Source organism: Borrelia miyamotoi (assembly GCF_019668505.1).
Taxonomy (GTDB): domain Bacteria; phylum Spirochaetota; class Spirochaetia; order Borreliales; family Borreliaceae; genus Borrelia; species Borrelia miyamotoi.
In genome coordinates, this window is sequence record NZ_AP024371.1 from 36,045 (window position 1) to 56,056 (window position 20,012).

General features: G+C 28.2%; 21 protein-coding genes, 1 tRNA gene and 1 other RNA gene. 6 read left to right on the plus strand and 17 right to left on the minus strand.

The genetic code is table 11. From position 1 onward, the window contains the following. Window positions 1–4 precede the first annotated feature (4 nt). Together K5Q05_RS00185 and K5Q05_RS00190 are read right to left on the minus strand one after the other, a co-directional pair. Window positions 5–1,456, minus strand: coding sequence for a pallilysin-related adhesin (locus tag K5Q05_RS00185; RefSeq protein ID WP_025444065.1), 1,452 nt, complete (start codon window positions 1,454–1,456; stop codon window positions 5–7). 66 nt (window positions 1,457–1,522) lie between these two features. After that, window positions 1,523–3,031 (minus strand): peptidylprolyl isomerase, encoded by a 1,509-nt coding sequence (locus tag K5Q05_RS00190; protein WP_025444064.1) that lies wholly within the window; start codon window positions 3,029–3,031, stop codon window positions 1,523–1,525. Between the two features lie 166 nt (window positions 3,032–3,197). Between K5Q05_RS00190 and K5Q05_RS00195 the strand changes: the two genes are divergently transcribed. Continuing rightward, a complete protein-coding gene (locus K5Q05_RS00195) occupies window positions 3,198–4,046 on the plus strand; it encodes a CheR family methyltransferase (RefSeq protein WP_099497121.1) in 849 nt (282 codons plus the stop codon). Between the two features lie 126 nt (window positions 4,047–4,172). Here K5Q05_RS00195 and phoU read toward each other — a convergent pair whose 3' ends face one another. Genes phoU through K5Q05_RS00215 form a run of 4 tightly spaced genes read right to left on the minus strand, consistent with a single transcriptional unit; the run spans window position 4,173 to window position 8,742 of the window. Beyond that, on the minus strand, window positions 4,173–4,844 hold the full coding sequence (gene phoU / locus K5Q05_RS00200; RefSeq protein ID WP_025444063.1) for a phosphate signaling complex protein PhoU: 672 nt from the start codon (window positions 4,842–4,844) through the stop codon (window positions 4,173–4,175). A gap of 11 nt (window positions 4,845–4,855) precedes the next feature. Further along, window positions 4,856–5,878: a hypothetical protein gene (locus K5Q05_RS00205; RefSeq protein WP_025444062.1), complete on the minus strand. Its 1,023-nt coding sequence runs from the start codon at window positions 5,876–5,878 to the stop codon at window positions 4,856–4,858. After that, window positions 5,875–6,261: a hypothetical protein gene (locus K5Q05_RS00210; RefSeq protein WP_025444061.1), complete on the minus strand. Its 387-nt coding sequence runs from the start codon at window positions 6,259–6,261 to the stop codon at window positions 5,875–5,877. The genes K5Q05_RS00205 and K5Q05_RS00210 overlap by 4 nt, the downstream gene beginning before the upstream one ends. Window positions 6,262–6,288: 27 nt before the next feature. Next, complete coding sequence (locus tag K5Q05_RS00215; RefSeq protein ID WP_025444060.1) at window positions 6,289–8,742, minus strand: AAA family ATPase; 2,454 nt, start codon at window positions 8,740–8,742, stop codon at window positions 6,289–6,291. Between the two features lie 70 nt (window positions 8,743–8,812). Between K5Q05_RS00215 and K5Q05_RS00220 the strand changes: the two genes are divergently transcribed. Next, window positions 8,813–9,358, plus strand: coding sequence for a ribonuclease HII (locus K5Q05_RS00220; protein WP_025444059.1), 546 nt, complete (start codon window positions 8,813–8,815; stop codon window positions 9,356–9,358). An 8-nt stretch (window positions 9,359–9,366) separates the two neighbouring features. Here the strand turns inward: K5Q05_RS00220 and K5Q05_RS00225 are convergent, their stop codons facing one another. Next, window positions 9,367–9,729 carry a DUF3276 family protein gene (locus tag K5Q05_RS00225; RefSeq protein ID WP_025444058.1) on the minus strand — a complete coding sequence of 121 codons (363 nt, stop codon included), beginning with the start codon at window positions 9,727–9,729 and terminating at the stop codon, window positions 9,367–9,369. Window positions 9,730–9,884: 155 nt separating this feature from the next. Between K5Q05_RS00225 and K5Q05_RS00230 the strand changes: the two genes are divergently transcribed. Beyond that, window positions 9,885–9,957 (plus strand) — tRNA-Gly (locus tag K5Q05_RS00230). Between the two features lie 34 nt (window positions 9,958–9,991). Here K5Q05_RS00230 and ssrA read toward each other — a convergent pair. Further along, window positions 9,992–10,354: a transfer-messenger RNA gene (ssrA, locus tag K5Q05_RS00235) on the minus strand. Between the two features lie 141 nt (window positions 10,355–10,495). Here ssrA and K5Q05_RS00240 point away from each other — a divergent pair. Beyond that, complete coding sequence (locus K5Q05_RS00240; protein WP_025444057.1) at window positions 10,496–11,176, plus strand: queuosine precursor transporter; 681 nt, start codon at window positions 10,496–10,498, stop codon at window positions 11,174–11,176. Window positions 11,177–11,294: 118 nt separating this feature from the next. Here K5Q05_RS00240 and K5Q05_RS04240 read toward each other — a convergent pair whose 3' ends face one another. After that, window positions 11,295–11,498 carry a hypothetical protein gene (locus K5Q05_RS04240; RefSeq protein WP_051480309.1) on the minus strand — a complete coding sequence of 68 codons (204 nt, stop codon included), beginning with the start codon at window positions 11,496–11,498 and terminating at the stop codon, window positions 11,295–11,297. Here K5Q05_RS04240 and K5Q05_RS00245 point away from each other — a divergent pair. Next, on the plus strand, window positions 11,443–11,922 hold the full coding sequence (locus K5Q05_RS00245) for a VUT family protein (protein ID WP_255315130.1): 480 nt from the start codon (window positions 11,443–11,445) through the stop codon (window positions 11,920–11,922). The genes K5Q05_RS04240 and K5Q05_RS00245 overlap by 56 nt on opposite strands. On the opposite strand, the gene K5Q05_RS00250 is transcribed toward K5Q05_RS00245, so the two are convergent. Next, window positions 11,909–12,565 carry a TrmH family RNA methyltransferase gene (locus tag K5Q05_RS00250; protein WP_025444055.1) on the minus strand — a complete coding sequence of 219 codons (657 nt, stop codon included), beginning with the start codon at window positions 12,563–12,565 and terminating at the stop codon, window positions 11,909–11,911. The two genes, K5Q05_RS00245 and K5Q05_RS00250, sit on opposite strands and share 14 nt — an antisense overlap. Window positions 12,566–12,643: 78 nt before the next feature. Here K5Q05_RS00250 and ung point away from each other — a divergent pair, with 78 nt between their 5' ends. Beyond that, window positions 12,644–13,315: a uracil-DNA glycosylase gene (gene ung, locus K5Q05_RS00255; protein WP_025444054.1), complete on the plus strand. Its 672-nt coding sequence runs from the start codon at window positions 12,644–12,646 to the stop codon at window positions 13,313–13,315. A 52-nt stretch (window positions 13,316–13,367) separates the two neighbouring features. Here the strand turns inward: ung and secG are convergent, their stop codons facing one another. The 7 genes from secG to ybeY all read right to left on the minus strand — a co-directional run bounded on the left by secG (window position 13,368) and on the right by ybeY (window position 19,990). Further along, complete coding sequence (gene secG / locus K5Q05_RS00260; protein ID WP_025444053.1) at window positions 13,368–13,718, minus strand: preprotein translocase subunit SecG; 351 nt, start codon at window positions 13,716–13,718, stop codon at window positions 13,368–13,370. A gap of 11 nt (window positions 13,719–13,729) precedes the next feature. After that, on the minus strand, window positions 13,730–14,494 hold the full coding sequence (gene tpiA / locus K5Q05_RS00265) for a triose-phosphate isomerase (RefSeq protein ID WP_025444052.1): 765 nt from the start codon (window positions 14,492–14,494) through the stop codon (window positions 13,730–13,732). A gap of 1 nt (window position 14,495) precedes the next feature. After that, complete coding sequence (locus tag K5Q05_RS00270) at window positions 14,496–15,674, minus strand: phosphoglycerate kinase (RefSeq protein ID WP_025444051.1); 1,179 nt, start codon at window positions 15,672–15,674, stop codon at window positions 14,496–14,498. A 30-nt stretch (window positions 15,675–15,704) separates the two neighbouring features. Beyond that, window positions 15,705–16,712, minus strand: a complete 1,008-nt coding sequence (gap, locus tag K5Q05_RS00275; RefSeq protein ID WP_025444050.1) for a type I glyceraldehyde-3-phosphate dehydrogenase — start codon at window positions 16,710–16,712, stop codon at window positions 15,705–15,707. A 73-nt stretch (window positions 16,713–16,785) separates the two neighbouring features. Continuing rightward, window positions 16,786–18,771, minus strand: a complete 1,986-nt coding sequence (locus K5Q05_RS00280) for a tetratricopeptide repeat protein (protein ID WP_025444049.1) — start codon at window positions 18,769–18,771, stop codon at window positions 16,786–16,788. Next, a complete protein-coding gene (locus K5Q05_RS00285; RefSeq protein ID WP_025444048.1) occupies window positions 18,768–19,544 on the minus strand; it encodes a hemolysin family protein in 777 nt (258 codons plus the stop codon). Before K5Q05_RS00285 ends, K5Q05_RS00280 begins: the two co-directional genes overlap by 4 nt. Continuing rightward, window positions 19,544–19,990, minus strand: a complete 447-nt coding sequence (gene ybeY, locus K5Q05_RS00290) for an rRNA maturation RNase YbeY (RefSeq protein ID WP_025444047.1) — start codon at window positions 19,988–19,990, stop codon at window positions 19,544–19,546. Before ybeY ends, K5Q05_RS00285 begins: the two co-directional genes overlap by 1 nt. Window positions 19,991–20,012 lie beyond the last annotated feature (22 nt).

The window sequence follows — 20,012 nt, forward strand, 5'->3', positions numbered from 1 at the left end:
AAATTTATCCTAATTTTTCTATCCTTTCAAGTTTCAATTTTTGCCCCTTCACCAAACTTACCTCATCTTTTAAAATTTTAATAGGATTAAGTATAATGGTAGAAAACTTTTGCTTTTGAAGTATTCTCTCGCTATGCTCAATAATAAATACTTTGCTTATCGTATTTTCATCCATACTTATTTCATATTCAAGAATTAAATTATTATTTAAATTAAAGACGTTAAAAATCCCATAATAAATATTATCTTCAACAATATAAGTAAGATTAGGATAAGAAAAATCATAAATAATATCTTTATATACATAATTACCATTTGGAATAAAAAAAGATCTCTTCTCATCCTTAACTAAAATAGAGTCATCAAATCTTTTAAAAATACCTGAAAATCCATGCTTATCATAAGCATCTGTTCCAGTATCAACTTTTATCTCAATATTATCAATATCAATGATTTTAATCCAAAAATTATATACTATTAAATCTGAAAAAATAGACTTGGTACTAATATTAAGAGTATTATAGGCAGGCTTTGAGATATAATCAATATGTGCAATTTCCTGAGAATTGCTCTTAAAAATACTAATCTCATTAAGAGCCCTATTAAATGATAAAAATAAAACATTCTCAAAATTTAATCTTCCTAAACTTCGCTGGACATCACTATCATACCAAATACCATATAAAAATTTATAAACTTCATCTTTGGGCAAATTCTTTAAAGTTTTATATATATTATTATCTATCCGACCGACCTTTTCACTAGCAGATAAAGGATAATACTTCCCTTGGGATTGAGAGTACTCATACTTTTCTATCTTACTCACTATCACATCCTCACCTTGCCTCTCATATCTCTCTAAAGAAATAGAGTAACTCTCCCTTGACTTCTTATCATCATAAGCTGAAGACCTATCATACTTATTTATAATAATACTTCCATTCACTTTATCAAAAAAAATAGGCCTATAAGATGCAACATCATTTGCAACTGATCTTTGAAAGACATATAAAACAGAATCTTCATTCAAAAAGCCTTGAACTACTATATCCAAGTAATAATCACCAGTAATATCTTCAAGATACATATTGTAAGAATTTTTAGAATCAATATCTACCTGTGTTTTAAAAAGAACAACTGCCTCATGGCTTTTTGGATCAAATCCAATAATAAACAAATAAGTCTTAAAATCTGAAAAATTCTGTGCTAAAACCACTTGCTCAAAATAAACATCTAAATTTAAATTTTCCTGATGAACTGAAAGAATCTTATAGCCCTTAAGATCAATAAGAGATCCAAAAACATCTTCTCCACTATTTTCACTTATATCTACATCAGAATAACTCACTTCGCTAAGTTTTTTCATCTCTTTGTTAAAAACAATAAAATCCTTATTTTCTTTGACACAAGAAAACAAAATAAAAAAAAGAAATAAAATCAATTTTGTAAAACACATACTAAATGATTTTCATTTATTATTTATCTCAACCCAATAATAGTATAAGTGACCTGAACATACTAATTACTCATTTTTCAAGCTAAAATCCCGTAAAGAAAAGAATGCTTCATAAAAATTATCCTTAAAATCATTTTTATTCAAAACATAATCTAATACCAACTTATTATTTGCCTGATAAAGATTATCAAAAACACGATCTTCTTTAATTAAATTATCAGAATTAGTAGAATAATTTTCAGCTGAACGCAAAGAAAACAAATAAACTCTGCGATCTGCCAAAAAGGGATTAGACCACTGACCTTCTTGCAAATTAAAAATGATATCATAAAAATCCTTACTATTGCTAAAAACTGACAGCTCTTTTAAAGTACTAGGATAAATATTCATATTATATGCAAGATTAACAATATCCTCTTTTAATGCCAACTTATAATTTTTAAGAACTTGTTGCAGTTCCCCAGAATTAATTTCAGAACGAATAATATTAAGCTTACTCTCAAGAAAAGTCTCAATAAGACTTGGTTCATAAGTTTCTATATAATTTCTAACAGAACTAATATCATGCTCTGAATCTTTATTAAAATCATAAACATCGCTTAATGCTTTGTATATCTCATATTCACTTCTATTCTTAGATTTAATAGGATTAGTAAATTCATTCATCTTCAAAGAGAAGATTGCACCAAGATCCTCCTTTTTCTCAAGCATAAGATCCAAATCAAAATAATATTTCTTAAAAGAAGCAATACCTTTAAAATTAGTCATGTCTTCAGAATAAAATTTAGCAACCTCTTCAAAAGGCATGCCCTTAGACAATTTTTCATAAGCATCACCAGCATCTTTTAAATTTTTAAAACGAACAGATGCAATATCTATGCTCTTAAATAAAGTTGGATTTTTATCAACATAAGAGATTATCTCATCTCTTGGAAAATCCTGATATGAGAGCACAATATATACAACATTCTTTCTAACTTCACTCATAGTCTTAATAGCATTAAGAAGAGAATTTGACAATATAAAGCTACTGCTTAGCAAAACCTGAATGTTAGAAGATAGTAATTTTTCTACTGCTTCACTATGAGTTTTAAACCTCTGATAATCAGAAACTTTTTTATATCTCTTGGGACTAAAACTACCATTAGAATCTAAGTACACAGGAGAATTAATTAAATTTTTATTCAAGATGCTTTTTGAAATGTAAAAACCATTATCCTTTGCTAAATCAAGAAAGGCAATATCTTCAATATATTTCTTAAAAGCCAAGTTCCAAATAAAATATTCCATATCAACAAAATTGTTATCTTTTTTTAAATTAGAATAAACATTTGAGTAATAATTAACATATTGAGCAAACATATTGTCTTTTTCATAATAAATTGGTTGTCCCTTATAAGATCCAAACTTTAACTTAGATGAATTAGTAGTATCAAATAAACCTGGCATTAAGGGCGCAATAATAAATCCAAATACAATCAATATAAGTGCTAAAAGTCCCCACTTGCCAACCCTTCTATCATTAAAATCAATTTTAGATAAAACTTCTTTTGTGCGCTTTACTCTCTTATGCATAAAAACAACCTTCAATAACTTAAGTAATATAACATTTTAGATATTAAAATAACATAATTAAAATATTATTTCAATTAAAGCATTTATATCAAAAAGCATTTTTGATATTATAAATGAATATGTATAAAATATTTTTGGGTTAAGCCCCTTATTAACGTAGAAGATAATGCATATGAATAATGAGTTTAATATCAAAATAAATCAAGAAGAGCTTAATAGGTTAATCAGAATAATCTATAATAATTTCGGCATTAACCTTAACGAGAAAAAAAAATTGTTAATCGAAAGTCGATTATCATCAATAATCAAAGCAAAAAATTTTAGCAACTTTACAGAATATATCCATTACTTAGAAAATCATAAAAATCAAATGTCTTTAATAGAATTAGTTGACAAAATTTCAACAAATCATACTTATTTTTTTAGAGAACCTAATCATTTTGAATTTCTTGAAAAAGAAATATTACCAAAAATACTTAATCAAATATCTCAATCAGGAGAAGAAGAAATTCGAATATGGTCATCTGGATGTTCAAGCGGAGAAGAACCATATACAATCGCAATGATATTAAATGAATACATAAGCAACAACAAAATTCAATGTAAAGCAAAAATCTTAGCAACAGATATTTCAGTTACTGTTCTTAATGAAGCTAATCAAGGAATTTATCCACAAGATCGTGTAAAAACACTTCCAAAGTATTTAAAAACCAAATATTTAAACAAATTTACAAATGACAAATTTGAAGTCAAAGACATACTAAAAAAAATGATCCAATTTAAAAAATTAAATCTAATGAATGAAGTTTTCCCATTTAAGAAAAAATTTGATTTAATCTTCTGCAGAAATGTAATGATTTATTTTGACGAAAAAACTAGAAATAAACTTGCTGAAAAATTCAGTCAACATTTAAAAGATGGTTCTTATTTGTTGATCGGTCATTCAGAAACAATTAGAAGTAATAAAAATTTAGAGTATATTATGCCAGCAACATATAAAAAATCAATCAGATAAAGCAATTTATAGTTATTGATTTTAAAATACCTTTTTTAAAATCAATAAAATTTTTTTATATAAACAACAACATTACAACTTCTAATAATTACTCTTTACTTAAGTTATAACTCAATAAATTTCTCTTTAAGTCAGATTTACTTTCTCACCTACTTTAACAAAATAAAGTAACTCACCTATCGTTGCAACATGGTCTCCGACTCTTTCTAAAAAACTATTTAAAAATAGGATATTTAAAAGATAATCTAAATTCTCTGGGTTATCTTTCATAGCATTAATTACAACCGTTTTTTGCTTTGAAAACAATTTATCAATAACATTATCATACTTTACTATTTTAAGTATTTTAATAAAATCTCCATCAAAGTAAGCATCAAAAATATTTGAAAGCATATCTTTTGCTGTATCTGCCATCTCCCTTAAAGGTTTCTGATAAATGTCAACCGAAGAAAAATCTCCTACATTAGACTCTAAAAGAAGCACAACTTTGACAATTTTAGTAGAATGATCAGCAATACGTTCAAGAGAGCTAATTATTTTAATAATAGCCAAAATTTCTCTAAGTTCAGTAGCAACAGGATGTTCAGTAGCAATTATTCTCCCACATAAATCTTCAATATCATATTGATAATCATCTATCATCTTTTCATCCTCATTAATAATCTTTTTAGCCAAATTTTTATCTCTAGATTCTAAAGCTATTAACGAGTTTTCTATTATTTTAAGCACACACTCTTTCATATCCCAAAGATAATCTTTGATTACTTCAAGTTGTTTAGTAAGTCTACGCCTAATCATACCAAATTCTCCTAAAAAAACCGTTTTAAAAATAAATATCTCAATTTAGAGAGCTCATAATAATTGCTAAAAGGATAGCCATCAACAACTCTCTTATAATAACTAAGAGACTCTACAAAATTCTTATACTTGCTCTCAGTTTCATACAGCTTGCCTAATAAATAATTATACCTATCTGGAAACTTTGAATTCATATACTTTGGGTAGTATAGCAAACTTAAATTCAAAAAAAAATCATACTCACCATTCATTAACAAAAACTCAAGAATATCAAGATAAATATCTTCACTAAAATCAATATTATTTTCTACCAAAAACCTAACATCTCTTAATACATTTTCTACTTTATTTAATTTAATTCCAAGCTCAATAAGATTTAAAAAAATTTCATTAAAGCATCTATCTCTCAAACTCAAGTAACTCAAATAAGAATTTAAATAATCCTTATCCTTATAATAAAGCTTGGCTTTTAATAAAGTATAATCATTATCATCAAAATCATAACTATTAAGTAACTCAATTGCTCCCTTGTGGTCATTAATATAAGATAAATTTAAAGCCCTTCTCATAATATCTTTTGAACTTAAACTACCATTATTAAGATTAATACTCTTGTTTAAATCCAAATTATCTCCAGGATTCATTTTATCTAACTTAGATACTTCTTCTTGCTTAGTAATCTTCAACACTACATTTTTAGTAAATTCCCTAGCATCTTTTACATTTTGATATTTAAAAGTCAACACAATATTTCCAGCATTCCTTGAAGTTTGAAAAGTAAACATAGCTCTCCCATCTTGATAAGATTCTGATAAAAGTCTAATAAATGAATTGTTCTTAGCGTTTTCAACATAAATCCAAGCTTCATCTTTAAAAAAAAAATTAAATTTTGAATCAGTATTTAACGAAAACTCGTGCTTATCACTGCTAAAATCAAGTTCATAAGTACTGTATTGATTTTTAAAAGATAAAGAAAATAATGCATTAACAATAAAAAGTAAAAAACTAAAATAAATAAAAAATTTTTTACTCACTTATAATTTTCCAAAATTTTATCAATTAATGACTCATTTTCCTTTTCTAAATTAATATTAAACAAATTTTCTGACTTTATCCAAAGCCCCTTAAGAAGTCCTTCATTAACTGACTGATAATGCATCAAACTATTTCCTAATTTACCATCAGTAAGATTAGGCTTGGGGAAAAAAAAATCATCCATATTTAGACTAGAATTCAAATCGAAATAAAAATCTTCTATATTAAGTAATTTCAATTTTTGATTTAAATCTTCTGTTGTAGTGCTACGAGTCTCTTCAAGCATTCTATATGAATAAAAATAGGTCAAAAAGGAAATAATAATCAATAAAAATACTGAAATTAAAAAATAGCTTTGCAAATAAAATTTTTTCTCTCCCATAATAGCTTCCTTAATATGCCTAACAAATTATATATCAAATACCACACTTTCGCCACTCTCACTAGTAATACCGATTAAATTCTTACTCCCTTGAGCAACATACATATTATGAGTTATTACCAACAATTGAACTCTCTGCCCAAGTTCGTTCAAAAGTGCAGAAAGCCTATTGCTATTTTCAAAATCAAGAGAAGCATCTATCTCATCAAGTACACAAAATGAAGCAGGAGAATAATAATACAAAGCAAACAAAAATGCTATACTAATCAAAGAATGTTCTCCTCCGGAAAGCATTTTATTCCCCTTAGTTAACTTATCCTTAAAATCTATCTTGATCTCTACCTCTCCTGAATTTTTACTGTAAAAAAGACTCCCATTACCTTTAAACATTCGATTAAAAAAATAAATAAAATGATTATTAATCGCAACAAATGCATCATTAAATCTTTTATCAATTTCTCCTTTTATTTTTTTCCTCAATTTATTTAAAGATTCTTTGGTTAAATTTAAATCATCTATCTGCAAATCTATTCTTTCGACCTTTTCTTTTATCTCATTGTATTCTTTCTCAATATTAAAGAAAATATAATTATTATGTTCAATCATATTAATTTCCTTTTGTAAAGAATCTATTTTTGCAATATCCTCTACAAGTTCAAACTTTACCAAATGTTTATTATCAAGATCAAAATTTTTCATATCACCTTCAATATCTAAGCTAGCATTAAATAAAATATCATATTCCGCCTGTTTTTTCATATATTCATAATAAGACGAATTCCTAAAGGCATCTAGTAAATTTAAAGAATGAATCTCACTATTAACAACCAATTCACTACCCTTAGCTTCACTTAAAAATTTATCTAAATTAATATTAATATCACTTCTCTCCATACTCAACTCGTCTAGTTTTAAGCCCAAACTATTAAGTCTTTCCTTAAGCTCATCTCTAGTCTCAAATAAAAATTTCAAATTACTATCTATCAGATTAATTTCATCTTCATTCTTAAGTCTAGAAAGCTCAGTATATTCAATTTCGCCTAATATCTCGTTTAGTTTTACCGTTTTATCAGATACTAAACTCTCAATAGTAGTTATTTCCTTTGCAAGGATAGTTTTAGAACTATTCTTTTCAAGCAAAAATTTCCTTAAGTCAACATTTTGCTCAAAAATAGGTTCAAGTTTTTCCTTTAATAAATTTAAAAGCTTATCTTCCTTAACTATATATTTAAGTAAATTTTCCCTAATCTCTTTAATATACTTTATACTTAAGGTATCTTCAAAAAACTTTAAAGAATTCAAAATGTTTTTCTTCAATAATTCAAATTCTTCTATGTTGCTATCCTTAGAAATGGATAAAATCAAATCAATAAGCTCAAAAAAACTTCTAGTGTATCTATTTATCTCATCAGTAAGATAAAAAAAATCTTTCTTCTTAACTTGAAGAGCATTATTCAAGTTCATCAACTCTTCATTTACACTGACTTTTACTGATTCAATTTGTGATTTATTGCCCATAAGTATATTTGCTAAATTCACTTTTCCTTTTCTATCATGTTCTAATTTCTGAATTTTAATTTCTACTCCAAGCAATTTAGTCTTTAAAGCTTCAATTTCTCTTTTAATTATCTCAATATTCTTAACAACATTTTTTTCTCTAAAAGAATAAAATTCCAATTTCTCTTTAATACTTTCAATAGAAAAGCTATTTAGAGATAAAATCCTATCTATATCTTTAATATCCAACTTGCTCTTAAGTTCATTCAACTCAAAATTAAGATTAAAAAGTTTTTTTAATCTTAATTTTTTTTCCAATTCTTCTAAATCTTTCTTTAATTTTTGATACTTACCCTTAAGCAAAAAATCACTTTTAATCTTCTCATATTTTTCATTCAACTCGCCTCTTAAAGTCCACAAAGAATTTAAATTTTCTCTGGACTTTTCCAATCTCTTATATGACTGTTCTTCTTCAACTTTAAGCAGATCTATTCCACTAGCCTCTTCTATCAAAGATTTCAAATTCATATTCTCATTTGAAGAAATTTTTTCAATCTTACCTTGATTAATAAACATATAAGGTGAATTCTTAAATCTCAGATTACTCATAAGAACCTTATAGCTTTTAATATCTAAAGCATCATTATTGAAAAAATATTCACTTGTGCCATCCTTATAAAGCCTTCTTCTGATGTAAAATTTATCCCTAAAATCACTGATAGATAAACCTTCATTGTTAAAAAAAAGAGTTACTTCAGCAAAATGAGACTCCCCAGATTTCGATGCAGAAATCAAATCTGTAATATTCTTAACTCTTAAAATACTCACATTATCCTCTCCTATACAAAAACGAATTGCATCTAATAAATTACTCTTCCCACAACCATTGGGCCCAACAATAAAATTCAAACTACCACTTAATTTTACTTCCTGCATTTTAATAAAAGACTTAAAACCTAAAAGACTTATTTTCTCTAAAAACAAAGTTATTCTCCAATTAAATTACAAACAAGATTAATCTATCAAGGATGACTTTATATTATAATCAATAGTTATGATTTGTGGAATTGATGAAGTTGGACGAGGTTGCATATTTGGACCTGTTCTAAGTGCAGCTGTCATTTTCAAAGGGAAACCAAATTTCTTAAATGAACTAGATGACTCAAAAAAGCTTAAGAAAGCAAAAAGAGAATACCTATCATCATTAATACTTGAAAACTCATATTACGCATTTGCAGAAGTTTCTAACGAAATCATTGATAAAATTAACATTCATCATGCCTCACTTCTTGCAATGCAAACTGCATATGAAAAGTTAAGCATAGAATGTAATTTAATACTTGTAGACGGAAAATTTATTCCAAAAATAAAAGCTAAAAAAATCCAAGCAATAATTAAAGGAGATTCCATAATTAATGAGATAAAAGCAGCATCAATTATTGCAAAAGTCAAAAGAGATAAATTGATGGATGAATACGATAAACTTTATCCCCTATATGCACTTAAAAAAAACAAAGGATATCCAACAAAAGAACATAAAGATGCTATAAAAAAATATGGAATCTTAAGCCTTCATAGAAAGAGTTTTCAACTCATTTAAATATAATTTTAATTATCTCTATCTCTAGGTTTTCCTGATAAAAGATCATTCCTGTCAAAATTAAGATTGTCGCCTTTAACATTTTCATTATGACGATCAAAATCATTATGATATTCTTTTCTTGAAACTGAATTTTGAGAAATTTTTTTCTTAATAACAGAAATTGCCCTTAATAAATTTGATTCAAACTCCTCAATATTTTCTTCATAAACAAAAACTGAATGTCTTTCAAAATCTCCATTCATATTCCTCTTACTCTCTACAATATTTAAAAAATAATCCCCTTTCCTATTTTCTTTAACATTAAAAAAATAAGTTCTATCAGAATTTGTAAATAATTTATCAGAATACACTTCCCCTCTTTCGCCCATTAAGTCCTCCACACAAAAAGCCTATGTTATATTATATCAACTCACACAAAAGAAAACATAATTATACTTGCTAAGTAAAAAATACTATCTAAAATTAATAATAAAATCAATTGACATAATAGTGTATTTTTTATAAAATCAACTTTGTCATTTACGCGTCCTTCGTATAATGGCTTATTACCTTAGCCTTCCAAGCTAATGATGTCGGTTCGATTCCGATAGGACGCTTTCTAGGTAATGTTTTTTTTAATAATTAAAATAATAATGGAGATGGCGGGAATTGAACCCGCGTCCTAAAAACAATATCACAAGCGTCTACAAGCTTAGCTAGTATTTATTTTAAGTAACAAGGCCTGGAAAAGCTAGCAAACCACCTAATTACTCTCAAGTTTAAAAGTCCCTGAAAGTTAACTTGAAATACTTTCAAGCAAGCTTTGATATTTTGAAAGAGTATAAACTGAACCTCAAAGCAAAATTCAACAAAACTCTCTGCTAACTTAAGCAGCCATTACAAGATTTGAACTTGTAAAGTTATTATTTTTTGCATTTATTAAAGAAGTTTTAAGAGATTCACTCTGCCTGCAACTTATGCTACTCAATTTTTAGTCAAATCCAAAACATCCCCCTCTAAATTATCATACTTTAATAAAAAAGTATAACACAAATATATCTAAAAAGGCAAAATAATCCAATTTGCAAAACAAAATTTAAAAGCTTATAATAATCATCATAATATAATAAATTACAAATGAAATAAGGAAGTTTTTTGAGCAACGAAATTTTATGGTGCACTTTGTTAATCTGTATCTATTCAATTTTAATCATAATATACAAGCTTTTTGGGCGAAAAGGATTATTCGCATGGGTAACATCATCTGTAATTATTGCAAACATTCAAGTTTTAAAGCAAATAACAATATTTGGATTTAATGCCACTCTTGGCAATATTATTTACGCATCATCATATGTTGCAACAGATATTTTATCAGAACTTTACGGTCGAGAAATCTCAAAAAAAGCAATATATATTGGATTCATTAGCTTCATATCTTTTGCATTCATTACCAATATTCAACTTTATTTTTCAACAAATAATTCGGATATATATCTAAAAAGCTTAGAGAGCATTTTCTCTTCAATTCCAATTTTATTGCTTGCATCAATTATCGCATACATAATGTCTCAACTAAATGATATATACTTATACGATCTTATTAAAAATAAATTCCCAAAATTCCTATTCATAAGAAGTAATGGTTCAACACTTGTAAGTGAGCTAATGGATACAATAATTTTTGTAAATATTGCAACATATTTCAATGTATTTCCACAAGAAGCTTATTTAGATATAGTAATTTCTACATACATCATTAAAGGACTTGCTGGAATTCTAGGAACTCCATTCATCTACATTGCAAAATATATATCCCAAAACAAAAAAATTTAGCATAACAAAAATATCTGCTTAACTATTATTTAGTAATCTATTATAATCAGAATATGATAGACATGGTTTTATGGATAACCCTAGTGATATTTGTATATTTACAATTAATATTATTATATTATCTATTTGAAAGGTCAGGACTTTTTTGTTTTAACATCATGATGACAATAATTTCAAACCTTATTATTTTAAAGAGAATATTAATATTTGAACAAAGAATTAGCCTATCAGGAACAACATTTCTCTCAATTCTTTGTTCATTAAACCTGCTTACAGAGAAATACAATGATAAATTAGCCATAAAATCTGCAACATTAAACATGCTCATGCATATAACTTTTGTAATAATGATGCACTTTACATTATATTTTCAACAAAATGAATTTGACACTTCTAACATACACCTAAAAGTATTGTTTTACAATGCTTCTTATATTTCAATAATTTTTACTGGAACATACATTATATTTTTATGTAGTTATGTTAATATCAAAATATATTCTATACTAAAAAAGAACAACATAGGAAATAAATTGATCAATCACAATCTGTCAAGGTTATTTGCTTCATGTATAGCTTATATATTAGCTAACATCTCAATGTATGCAATCTCACAATTATACCCTGACAATAACATTAATATGATAGAAAGCTCATGGATTTTTACCATTATAATAATGACAATTGATACCCTAATCTATTATTTCCTAAATACTATGAAAACCAAAGAAATTAGGAAAGCTTAAATTTTTCAATACTCAGAGCTCTATTTACAGCTTTCCTATAATAATCAAGTTTTAATCCCAATTTCTCATCTTCATTTAACAAATATCTAATGGAACCCTTTCTTAAACGACTAATCAACGAATAAAAGACTATAGCAACAGATACAGAGATATTATAGCTTTGAGTAAAGCCATACATTGGTATTTTTAAATGCAAATCAGCATTTTCTAAAACCTCATGACTAAGTCCTGTTAATTCCGTTCCAAAAAATATTGCCATTTTATTATCAATTGGAAAATCTTCAAGAGATACAGACTGATTATTTAAAGATGTAGCTACTATTCTATACCCATTATCTCTTAGATTATCAAATGCAGCTCGAACACATGTATATTTAACTATATCTATCCATTTTGAAGCCCCAAGAACAACATCTGGATTTAAAATATATTTATTATTGGTCTCAATAATATGAATATTACTAAGCCCTAAAATTTCAATTGTACGAATTGCAGCACTTGCATTTTGAGGTTGAAAAATATCTTCAAGCACAAGTGTCAAATAATTAGTACGATTACTTAACACTTCATCTATCCTATCCCTCCTTTGCTTCGTAATAAACTCAGACAAAATTTCTATTCTCTTCAATATATCACTATTCATAAAATACAAGTTTAGATAAAAAAAAATAAAATCAAATTAAAATGTTCAAAAATAAATCATTTCCTATATAATTTAAGGATGGAAGTAAAAATAGAAGAATCTTGGAAAAAAATTTTAAAAGGCGAATTTTGTAAAGGATATTTTAAAAGACTTGTGAGTTTCATAAAAAATGAATATAAAACAAAAAAGGGAAGAATATTTCCACCTCCAAAACTAATATTCAATGCATTTGATTCTTTGCAATTCAAAGATATAAAAGTGGTAATACTTGGACAAGATCCATATCACGGAAAAAGACAAGCTAATGGGCTAGCTTTTTCTGTCAATCCAGACATCAAAATACCTCCATCACTACAAAATATTTTCAAGGAAATAGAAAGAAGCTTAAAAATAAAAACTATACCAAATGGGGACTTAACAAGATGGGCAATACAAGGAGTATTTTTATTAAATTCAATATTAACAGTAGAAGAAGGTCATCCCTCGTCTCACAAAGACATCGGTTGGGAAATTTTTACAAATGAAGTAATAAAAACTATTTCAAAAAACCTAAATAATATTGTGTTTATGCTATGGGGCAATTTTGCAAAAGGAAAAAAAGCATTAATAGACGCATCAAAACATTTAATTCTTGAAACAAGCCATCCATCTCCTTATTCTGCAAATAATGGCTTCTTGGGAGCAAATCACTTTAGTCAAACTTTAAAATATCTAAAAGAACATAATAAAATTCCAATAGACTTCCAATAAAATAACCTGGCTAATATTAAATAATACAAGTATAGGTAACTTAAATGATTAACTATTTTTCTTCATCTAAAGTCTTTTCATTAACAGTATCTTTATCTTGTTCTACATCATCCCAAAACGTTGAAGTTTTCTCATTTGCCTTTACATCCTTTAACAAATTGTCATCAACTCTCTTGGTATTAATAAAAGACAATACAATAACAAAAATAAAAAAAAGTGTAATGAAGAATGCCGTAATTCCTACGGCAATACTTGAAGATTTTGAACCAAAAATAGAAGAACTTCCACCTCCAAACACTCCTCCAATACTATCACTTTGTTCATCTTGAAATAATAATAATAAAATAATCACAAACGAAGTAATAATAAAAAACACAAACGTTAAAAATCTAAACAATTCCAAAATAAACCTCTCTATTTGGCTACCTTATTAATTATATTCAAAAATGAATCAACCTTTAAAGATGCACCACCAATCAATGCTCCATCAATGTCATTTTCTCCCACAAGGCCTTTCACATTATCAATATTTACAGAACCACCATACTGAATAATAATATTATCTGCTGCTGACTTTGAATATAATGATTTAATCTCAAGCCTAATTGCTTTATGAACTTCCTGTGCCTCTTCTTTTGTTGCTGTTTTCCCAGTTCCAATTGCCCACACAGGCTCGTAAGCCAAAATTATTCTATTAAGATCAGATTCAGGCACAGAAATCAATCCCCTTCTAACCTGATTTAAAACAACATCCAATGTTTTATTATGTTCTCTCTCTTCAAGACTTTCCCCAACACAAAGAATCAAATATTTAAATGGATGTCTAAGACCTGCCAGAATTTTTTTATTTATCACCTCATCAGTATCTCCAAGATAAGCCCTACATTCAGAGTGACCAAGTATTACATAATCAACCCCAAATTCCAAAAGCATAGAAGGTGAAATTTCACCTGTTCTTGCCCCACTATTCTCATAAGACATATTTTGAGCGCCAATAAAAACATTACTTCCTTTAGTGACTTTACAAACTTTACAAAGAGATGTAAATGCAGGAGTTATCATAATTACAATATCATCCTTAATATTTCGCACTCCGCTTACAACTTGTTTAGCAACACTTGCAGCTTCTACACTTGTATAGTGCATCTTCCAGTTTCCCGCTAAAAATATCTTTCTCATTTCACTTCTCCAACACTTTTATACCCGGTAAAATTTTCCCCTCAAGATATTCAAGAGAAGCACCACCCCCTGTTGAAACATGGGTTATCTTTTCAGATAAATTAAACTTATTAACAGCAGCTACTGAATCTCCTCCACCAACGACTGTAATACCAGAACAACTTGCCACATATTCTGCAACCTTTGCTGTACCCTTAGAAAAAGAATCAAACTCAAAAACTCCAAGAGGACCATTCCAAATCACAGTTTTTGCACGAACAAGAGATTCCTCAATTTTTCTTAAAGTTTTTTCACCAATATCCATTCCAATCTTATAATTGGGAATGTCAACAGAACCAATATACTCAGGAATAGAATCTTCCTTAAACTCACTTGCAACAACATGATCAATAGGCAAAATAATTTCTACATCTAATTCCTTTGCCTTCTTCAAAAAAGAAGCAGCGACATCAATATATCCATTTTCTAAAAGAGATTTCCCAATAAAATGCCCCTCTACTTTTAAAAAGGTATATGCCATTCCTCCACCAATTACCATTACATCTGATTTTGACAAAAGAGACTCCAATACTGCAATTTTTGAAGAAACTTTTGAACCACCAATTATTGAAACAAACGGCTTTTCAGGATTCTTTAAAATTCTACCCAAAAACTCATTTTCCTTTTCCATTAAAAATCCACCAACAGCTGGCAAATAAGCTGCAATCCCAACTGTAGAAGCATGTGCCCTGTGAGCAGTTCCAAAAGCATCATTTATAAAAACATCACCATTTTGTGATAATTCTTTTGCAAAAACATCACAATTTTCCTCTTCTGACTTATAAAATCTTATGTTTTCAAGTAAAACAACCTCTCCATTCTTCATACAAGAAACAACAGAAGATACTTCATCACCTATGCAATCAGGAAGCATCTTAACATCCTGCTCTAATAGTTCTGATAGTCTTTTAGCAACAGGCATAAGAGAATATTTAAGATTTTTCTCTCCTTTTGGCCTACCCAAATGACTCATAAGAACAACCCTGGCTCCTTGAGACTTAAGATACTCTATTGTGGGTAACGCAGCCCTAATTCTAGTATCATCAGTAATATTCCCATCTTTTAAGGGAACATTAAAATCACATCTTACTAAAGCACGCTTGCCTAAAAAGTCAAAATCTTTCATCGTTTTTATTGACATTTATGATTACCTCAAGATTATTCTTATACCTTATTTAATTAATTTCTGTGCAAGATCGACTACTCTTGTAGAATATCCAAATTCATTATCATACCATGAAAGCACTTTTGCAAAACCGTTTAATAACACCATTGTCTCAAGACTATCAACTATTGAAGAATGAGAATTTCCCTTAATATCTGAAGATACTATTGGATCCTCTGTATATCCTAAAATACCACTAAGTTCTCTAGACTCTGATGCCTTCTTAAGCGCAGAATTGATCTCCTCTTTTGTAACATCTTTTTTCTTAAGTTGTACTGTAAGATCAACAATAGAACCTGTTGGTACAGGAACTCTCATAGAAGTACCATTAAGCTTACCCTTAAGTTCAGGTAAAACAAGCCCAACAGCTTTAGCAGCACCTGTGGAAGTAGGAATAATTGAAAGAGCCCCAGCTCTTGCTCGTCTAAGATCAACATGTGGAAGATCAAGTATTCTTTGATCATTTGTATAAGCATGAACAGTAGTCATAAGTCCTTGTTCAATACCAAAAGTTTCATGCAACACTTTTGCAAGAGGTGCAAGACAATTTGTTGTGCATGAAGCATTAGAAACAGCTTTCAAATCAGAAGTAATCTCATGCTCATTCACACCAAGTACGATTGTCTTAATATCATCCTTAGCAGGAACTGTTAAAATTACTTTCTTAGCACCGGCATGATCAACATGATCAAGATACCCACCTCTATCACTTGTTGCTAATGAAAAAACACCTGTTGATTCAATTACAACATCAACTCCAAATTTTCCCCAAGGAAGATTTTTTGGATCTCGTTCAGCAATAATCTTTATCTCTTTACCATCCACTATAATTGCTCCATCTCTTGATTCAACTTTTTTATTGTATATCCCAAAAGTTGAATCATACTTTAAAAGATGAGCAAGTGTCTTAGGATTTGTTAAGTCATTTATTGCAACAACTTCAATTCCTCTCTCAAAAGCAATTTTAAAAACATTTCTACCTATACGCCCAAAGCCATTAATAGCTAGCTTCATACAAATCCTCCGTCTATTTTTTATTAGATACTAGAATTATTAAATAATAAATTAATTCATTACAAGTGTCAAACTATTTTTTTATAAAAACGGTATACCCTTCTTGAATATAATCTCTTAAAAGAGCAGGCGATCTTAAAATCCCCCTGGAAATGTAATCGCCAACCTCTTCAACAAAAATTTCACCAAGAATATCTGACTTACTATAGCTAATAAAACTAGAACTATCACTATTATACTTTAAAGCCCCCTCTTTAAGAACTAAAAAGATGTCACCTCTCTTTACATCATTTAAATGACCAAGGTTCATCAGAACATCATCTTTATTAATCTTAAGTATTTGTCCCCTTTTAGGTAAATAATCATTAAAATCCTTATAAAAAGAAGTTAAAATATCGCTTAAATATAGAACTCCTGCAGAATTATAGTTAAAAGTTTGAACCTTAACTCCCGTTTTACCTGAAAAAACATCTACCTTTAAACTAGCTGAATTTTTAAAAACATCTACATCAAGATCGAACATTAAAAATAAATCAAGATTATTATTTCTTGCATAAGAGAATTCTTCAGAAAAACTACTTACCAAATAATCCTTATTTTTATCATAATCAAACCTATAATTAACTACTTCCATATTTAGATCTCGATCGAGTATCCGCTCAGCATATCTTAAAATCAGATCATTTGCACCAAAAACTTTGTTCTCATTTTGAGTAAAAATACCTATCTTATAAACTGTTTGATTATCATAAAGCTTGTTTAAATCACTAATGGTCTTATAACCATATCTAAAAAACAAAGAACTTCGAATATCAAATGCAACTATATCATAAAAATCCAAAATCTTAGTATCTGTGCTCTTCCTCTGCTCTACTAAATAATAAAGTTCCTCATAAGCCATCATATCCAACTTCATAAACTTATAGATTTTCGCAAGTAAAAACCTAGCACTATCATTATCAGGATAAATATCAATAGCATTCTTTACATTAAATATTGCCCTATCTAAACTCAAATTCTTAAAAGCCTTAACTCCCTCATTTTCATATCTCTTAGAAATCTCGATGTTAGTACCAATACTTTTTTGAAGAGAACTCCTAAAATTAGAAACAAAAAAGCTTTCCTCAAGAGCTATATTATAAAACTCTAAGTCCTTTTTCATATCCTTGGCCCTTTCCAAGTTTAAAACAGCTTTACTAACTTCCCCAAGCTTCAAATAAGAATAACCAAGCAAATAATAAAGCTCAGCAGAATCTTGATCAACAAATAGTGCCTTTTGAAGAGCAGCAGAAGCATCTTCATATTTAGACTGATACAAATAAACAAGAGCAAGTAAACGGTAAGCATCAACAAGTCCAAGGTCTTTATAAGTAGTTTTCACTAACATTAAGTAATTTTGAGCATATTTCTCAGCAACCCCTAAACTATTAGTCTTAATAGAAAATTCTGTTACCTTTTTATGAAAACTTGGAAAAGAAATAAAATTGCTTCTAACTTTGTTTATTAAATACTGAGCCTTATTATTCATATTTAATTTCTCATAAATATTCATAAGATGCTCAAATGCATTATAATTCGATTGATCATACTCAAGAATAGATAGATAATAATTAGCAGCTGCGACAAGTAAACCTTCTTCCTCAAAGATTGTAGCAAGTCCCACCAAAGCATCAATATTATTTTTTTGAGTAGAAAGAACTTCCGAATAAAATTTTTTAGCCTGTTCTATCCCATTATTCTTAAGCAAGATATTTGCATAAAGAATCTTATATTCGGTATCACCATTTGACATTTTATAGGCTTTCTCTATGAAAAATTGAGCCTGATTATATATCTTCAATAAATAATAAATTTTTGCAATAAATTTATATGCTTCATAATAATTAGGATTAATCTTCACAGCTTCAAGAAGCTCATCGATAGCATCATAATACTTTTGCATAAGATAATATGTTTGTGCTTTTTGATAATATTCGATTGCAGTTGTAGTAGCACCTATTAAACTACCAAAATTTAAATTGAAAACCAACAATATTGCTAAAAATCTCCTTAAATTCATAAACCTTCCTTCTGGGAAATTTTTATTACTTTAATGTTTCTCTGATGCATATTCTTAATAGTAAACGTTAAATTATTATATTCTATCTTTTCATTTTTTAAAGGAATTCTTCCAAATAAATCGTAAACAAACCCCCCAAGAGTATCAAAGTCCCCATCTGGAAGACTTAATCCAAGCGCCTCATTTAAATCTTCAATCAAAACTCTAGCAGTACAAAGATAACTTCCATCATCAAGAGGCACTATTTCATCTAGCTCATTATCAAATTCGTCCTGAATATCCCCCACAATTTCTTCAAGAATATCTTCAAGTGTAACAAGTCCTGAAACCCCGCCATATTCATCAACCACAATAGCAATATGAATATGACTCTCTTGAAACTCTTTTAAAAGTGAATCAATCTTTTTACTCTCAGGAACGAACATAACTTTTCGCATAATATCTTTTAGATCTATGTCATAAAAATCTCTTTTACACATATGGAAAAGTATGTCTTTTGTATGAATTATTCCAATAATATCATCTATTGTTTCCCTATAAACGGGAAATCTTGAATGATTACTAGATGTTACAACCCTTAAAATCTCATCCTTGCTTCCAGAATAATCAACAAAAACTACACTTATTCTTGGAATCATAATTTCTTTCACAATTGTTTCCTTAAGAGAATTAAAATTTTTCAGCAAAGAAGTCTCAAATCTTGACTTGCCCTCAATATCTTTACACTCACCAACTTTTATTTTTTTATTTTTAAAATTCAAAAACTTGAACATCAAAATACCTTTCCGATTTCTCTTAAAACTTTTTCTTGAATAATTAACATCTCTTCACTTTGAAAGTCGTTTGTTTCATGAGTATATCCTATTAAATGCAAAATACCATGGATAGTAGTTCTTTGAAGCTCATCGTAGATTTCAACATTAAATTCTAAAGAATTAAACTCTAAGTATTCAAGAGATATTATAAGATCACCTTGTATTTTATGACTTATCCGCCCACTTTCCTCAAGATAACTAAAAGAAAGAACATCAGTAGGTTCAAATTTTTTTCTAAATTTACTATTTAACTTTTGAATGTACGTATTGTTACAAAGGACAACAGCAATCTCATATTCTTTAATGCAAAGAAAACCCAGAACAGATAAAATAAAATTATAATAAGCATCCAAATGCTTAAATTTAACACCCTCTGTCCATAAGTTTAAATCTTGTTTTGCCAATTCACTATATCCTAGAATAATT

Bases quoted from the DNA above. Each gene is read 5' to 3' on its own strand.
- K5Q05_RS00185 (WP_025444065.1), bottom strand. From the start codon at position 1,456: ATGTGTTTTACAAAATTGATTTTATTTCTTTTTTTTATTTTGTTTTCT.
- K5Q05_RS00190 (WP_025444064.1), bottom strand. From the start codon at position 3,031: ATGCATAAGAGAGTAAAGCGCACAAAAGAAGTTTTATCTAAAATTGAT.
- K5Q05_RS00195 (WP_099497121.1), top strand. From the start codon at position 3,198: ATGCATATGAATAATGAGTTTAATATCAAAATAAATCAAGAAGAGCTT.
- phoU (WP_025444063.1), bottom strand. From the start codon at position 4,844: ATGATTAGGCGTAGACTTACTAAACAACTTGAAGTAATCAAAGATTAT.
- K5Q05_RS00210 (WP_025444061.1), bottom strand. From the start codon at position 6,261: ATGGGAGAGAAAAAATTTTATTTGCAAAGCTATTTTTTAATTTCAGTA.
- K5Q05_RS00220 (WP_025444059.1), top strand. From the start codon at position 8,813: ATGATTTGTGGAATTGATGAAGTTGGACGAGGTTGCATATTTGGACCT.
- K5Q05_RS00225 (WP_025444058.1), bottom strand. From the start codon at position 9,729: ATGGGCGAAAGAGGGGAAGTGTATTCTGATAAATTATTTACAAATTCT.
- K5Q05_RS04240 (WP_051480309.1), bottom strand. From the start codon at position 11,498: ATGTTTAATGTTGCAGATTTTATGGCTAATTTATCATTGTATTTCTCT.
- K5Q05_RS00250 (WP_025444055.1), bottom strand. From the start codon at position 12,565: ATGAATAGTGATATATTGAAGAGAATAGAAATTTTGTCTGAGTTTATT.
- ung (WP_025444054.1), top strand. From the start codon at position 12,644: ATGGAAGTAAAAATAGAAGAATCTTGGAAAAAAATTTTAAAAGGCGAA.
- tpiA (WP_025444052.1), bottom strand. From the start codon at position 14,494: ATGAGAAAGATATTTTTAGCGGGAAACTGGAAGATGCACTATACAAGT.
- K5Q05_RS00270 (WP_025444051.1), bottom strand. From the start codon at position 15,674: ATGTCAATAAAAACGATGAAAGATTTTGACTTTTTAGGCAAGCGTGCT.
- gap (WP_025444050.1), bottom strand. From the start codon at position 16,712: ATGAAGCTAGCTATTAATGGCTTTGGGCGTATAGGTAGAAATGTTTTT.
- K5Q05_RS00280 (WP_025444049.1), bottom strand. From the start codon at position 18,771: ATGAATTTAAGGAGATTTTTAGCAATATTGTTGGTTTTCAATTTAAAT.
- K5Q05_RS00285 (WP_025444048.1), bottom strand. From the start codon at position 19,544: ATGTTCAAGTTTTTGAATTTTAAAAATAAAAAAATAAAAGTTGGTGAG.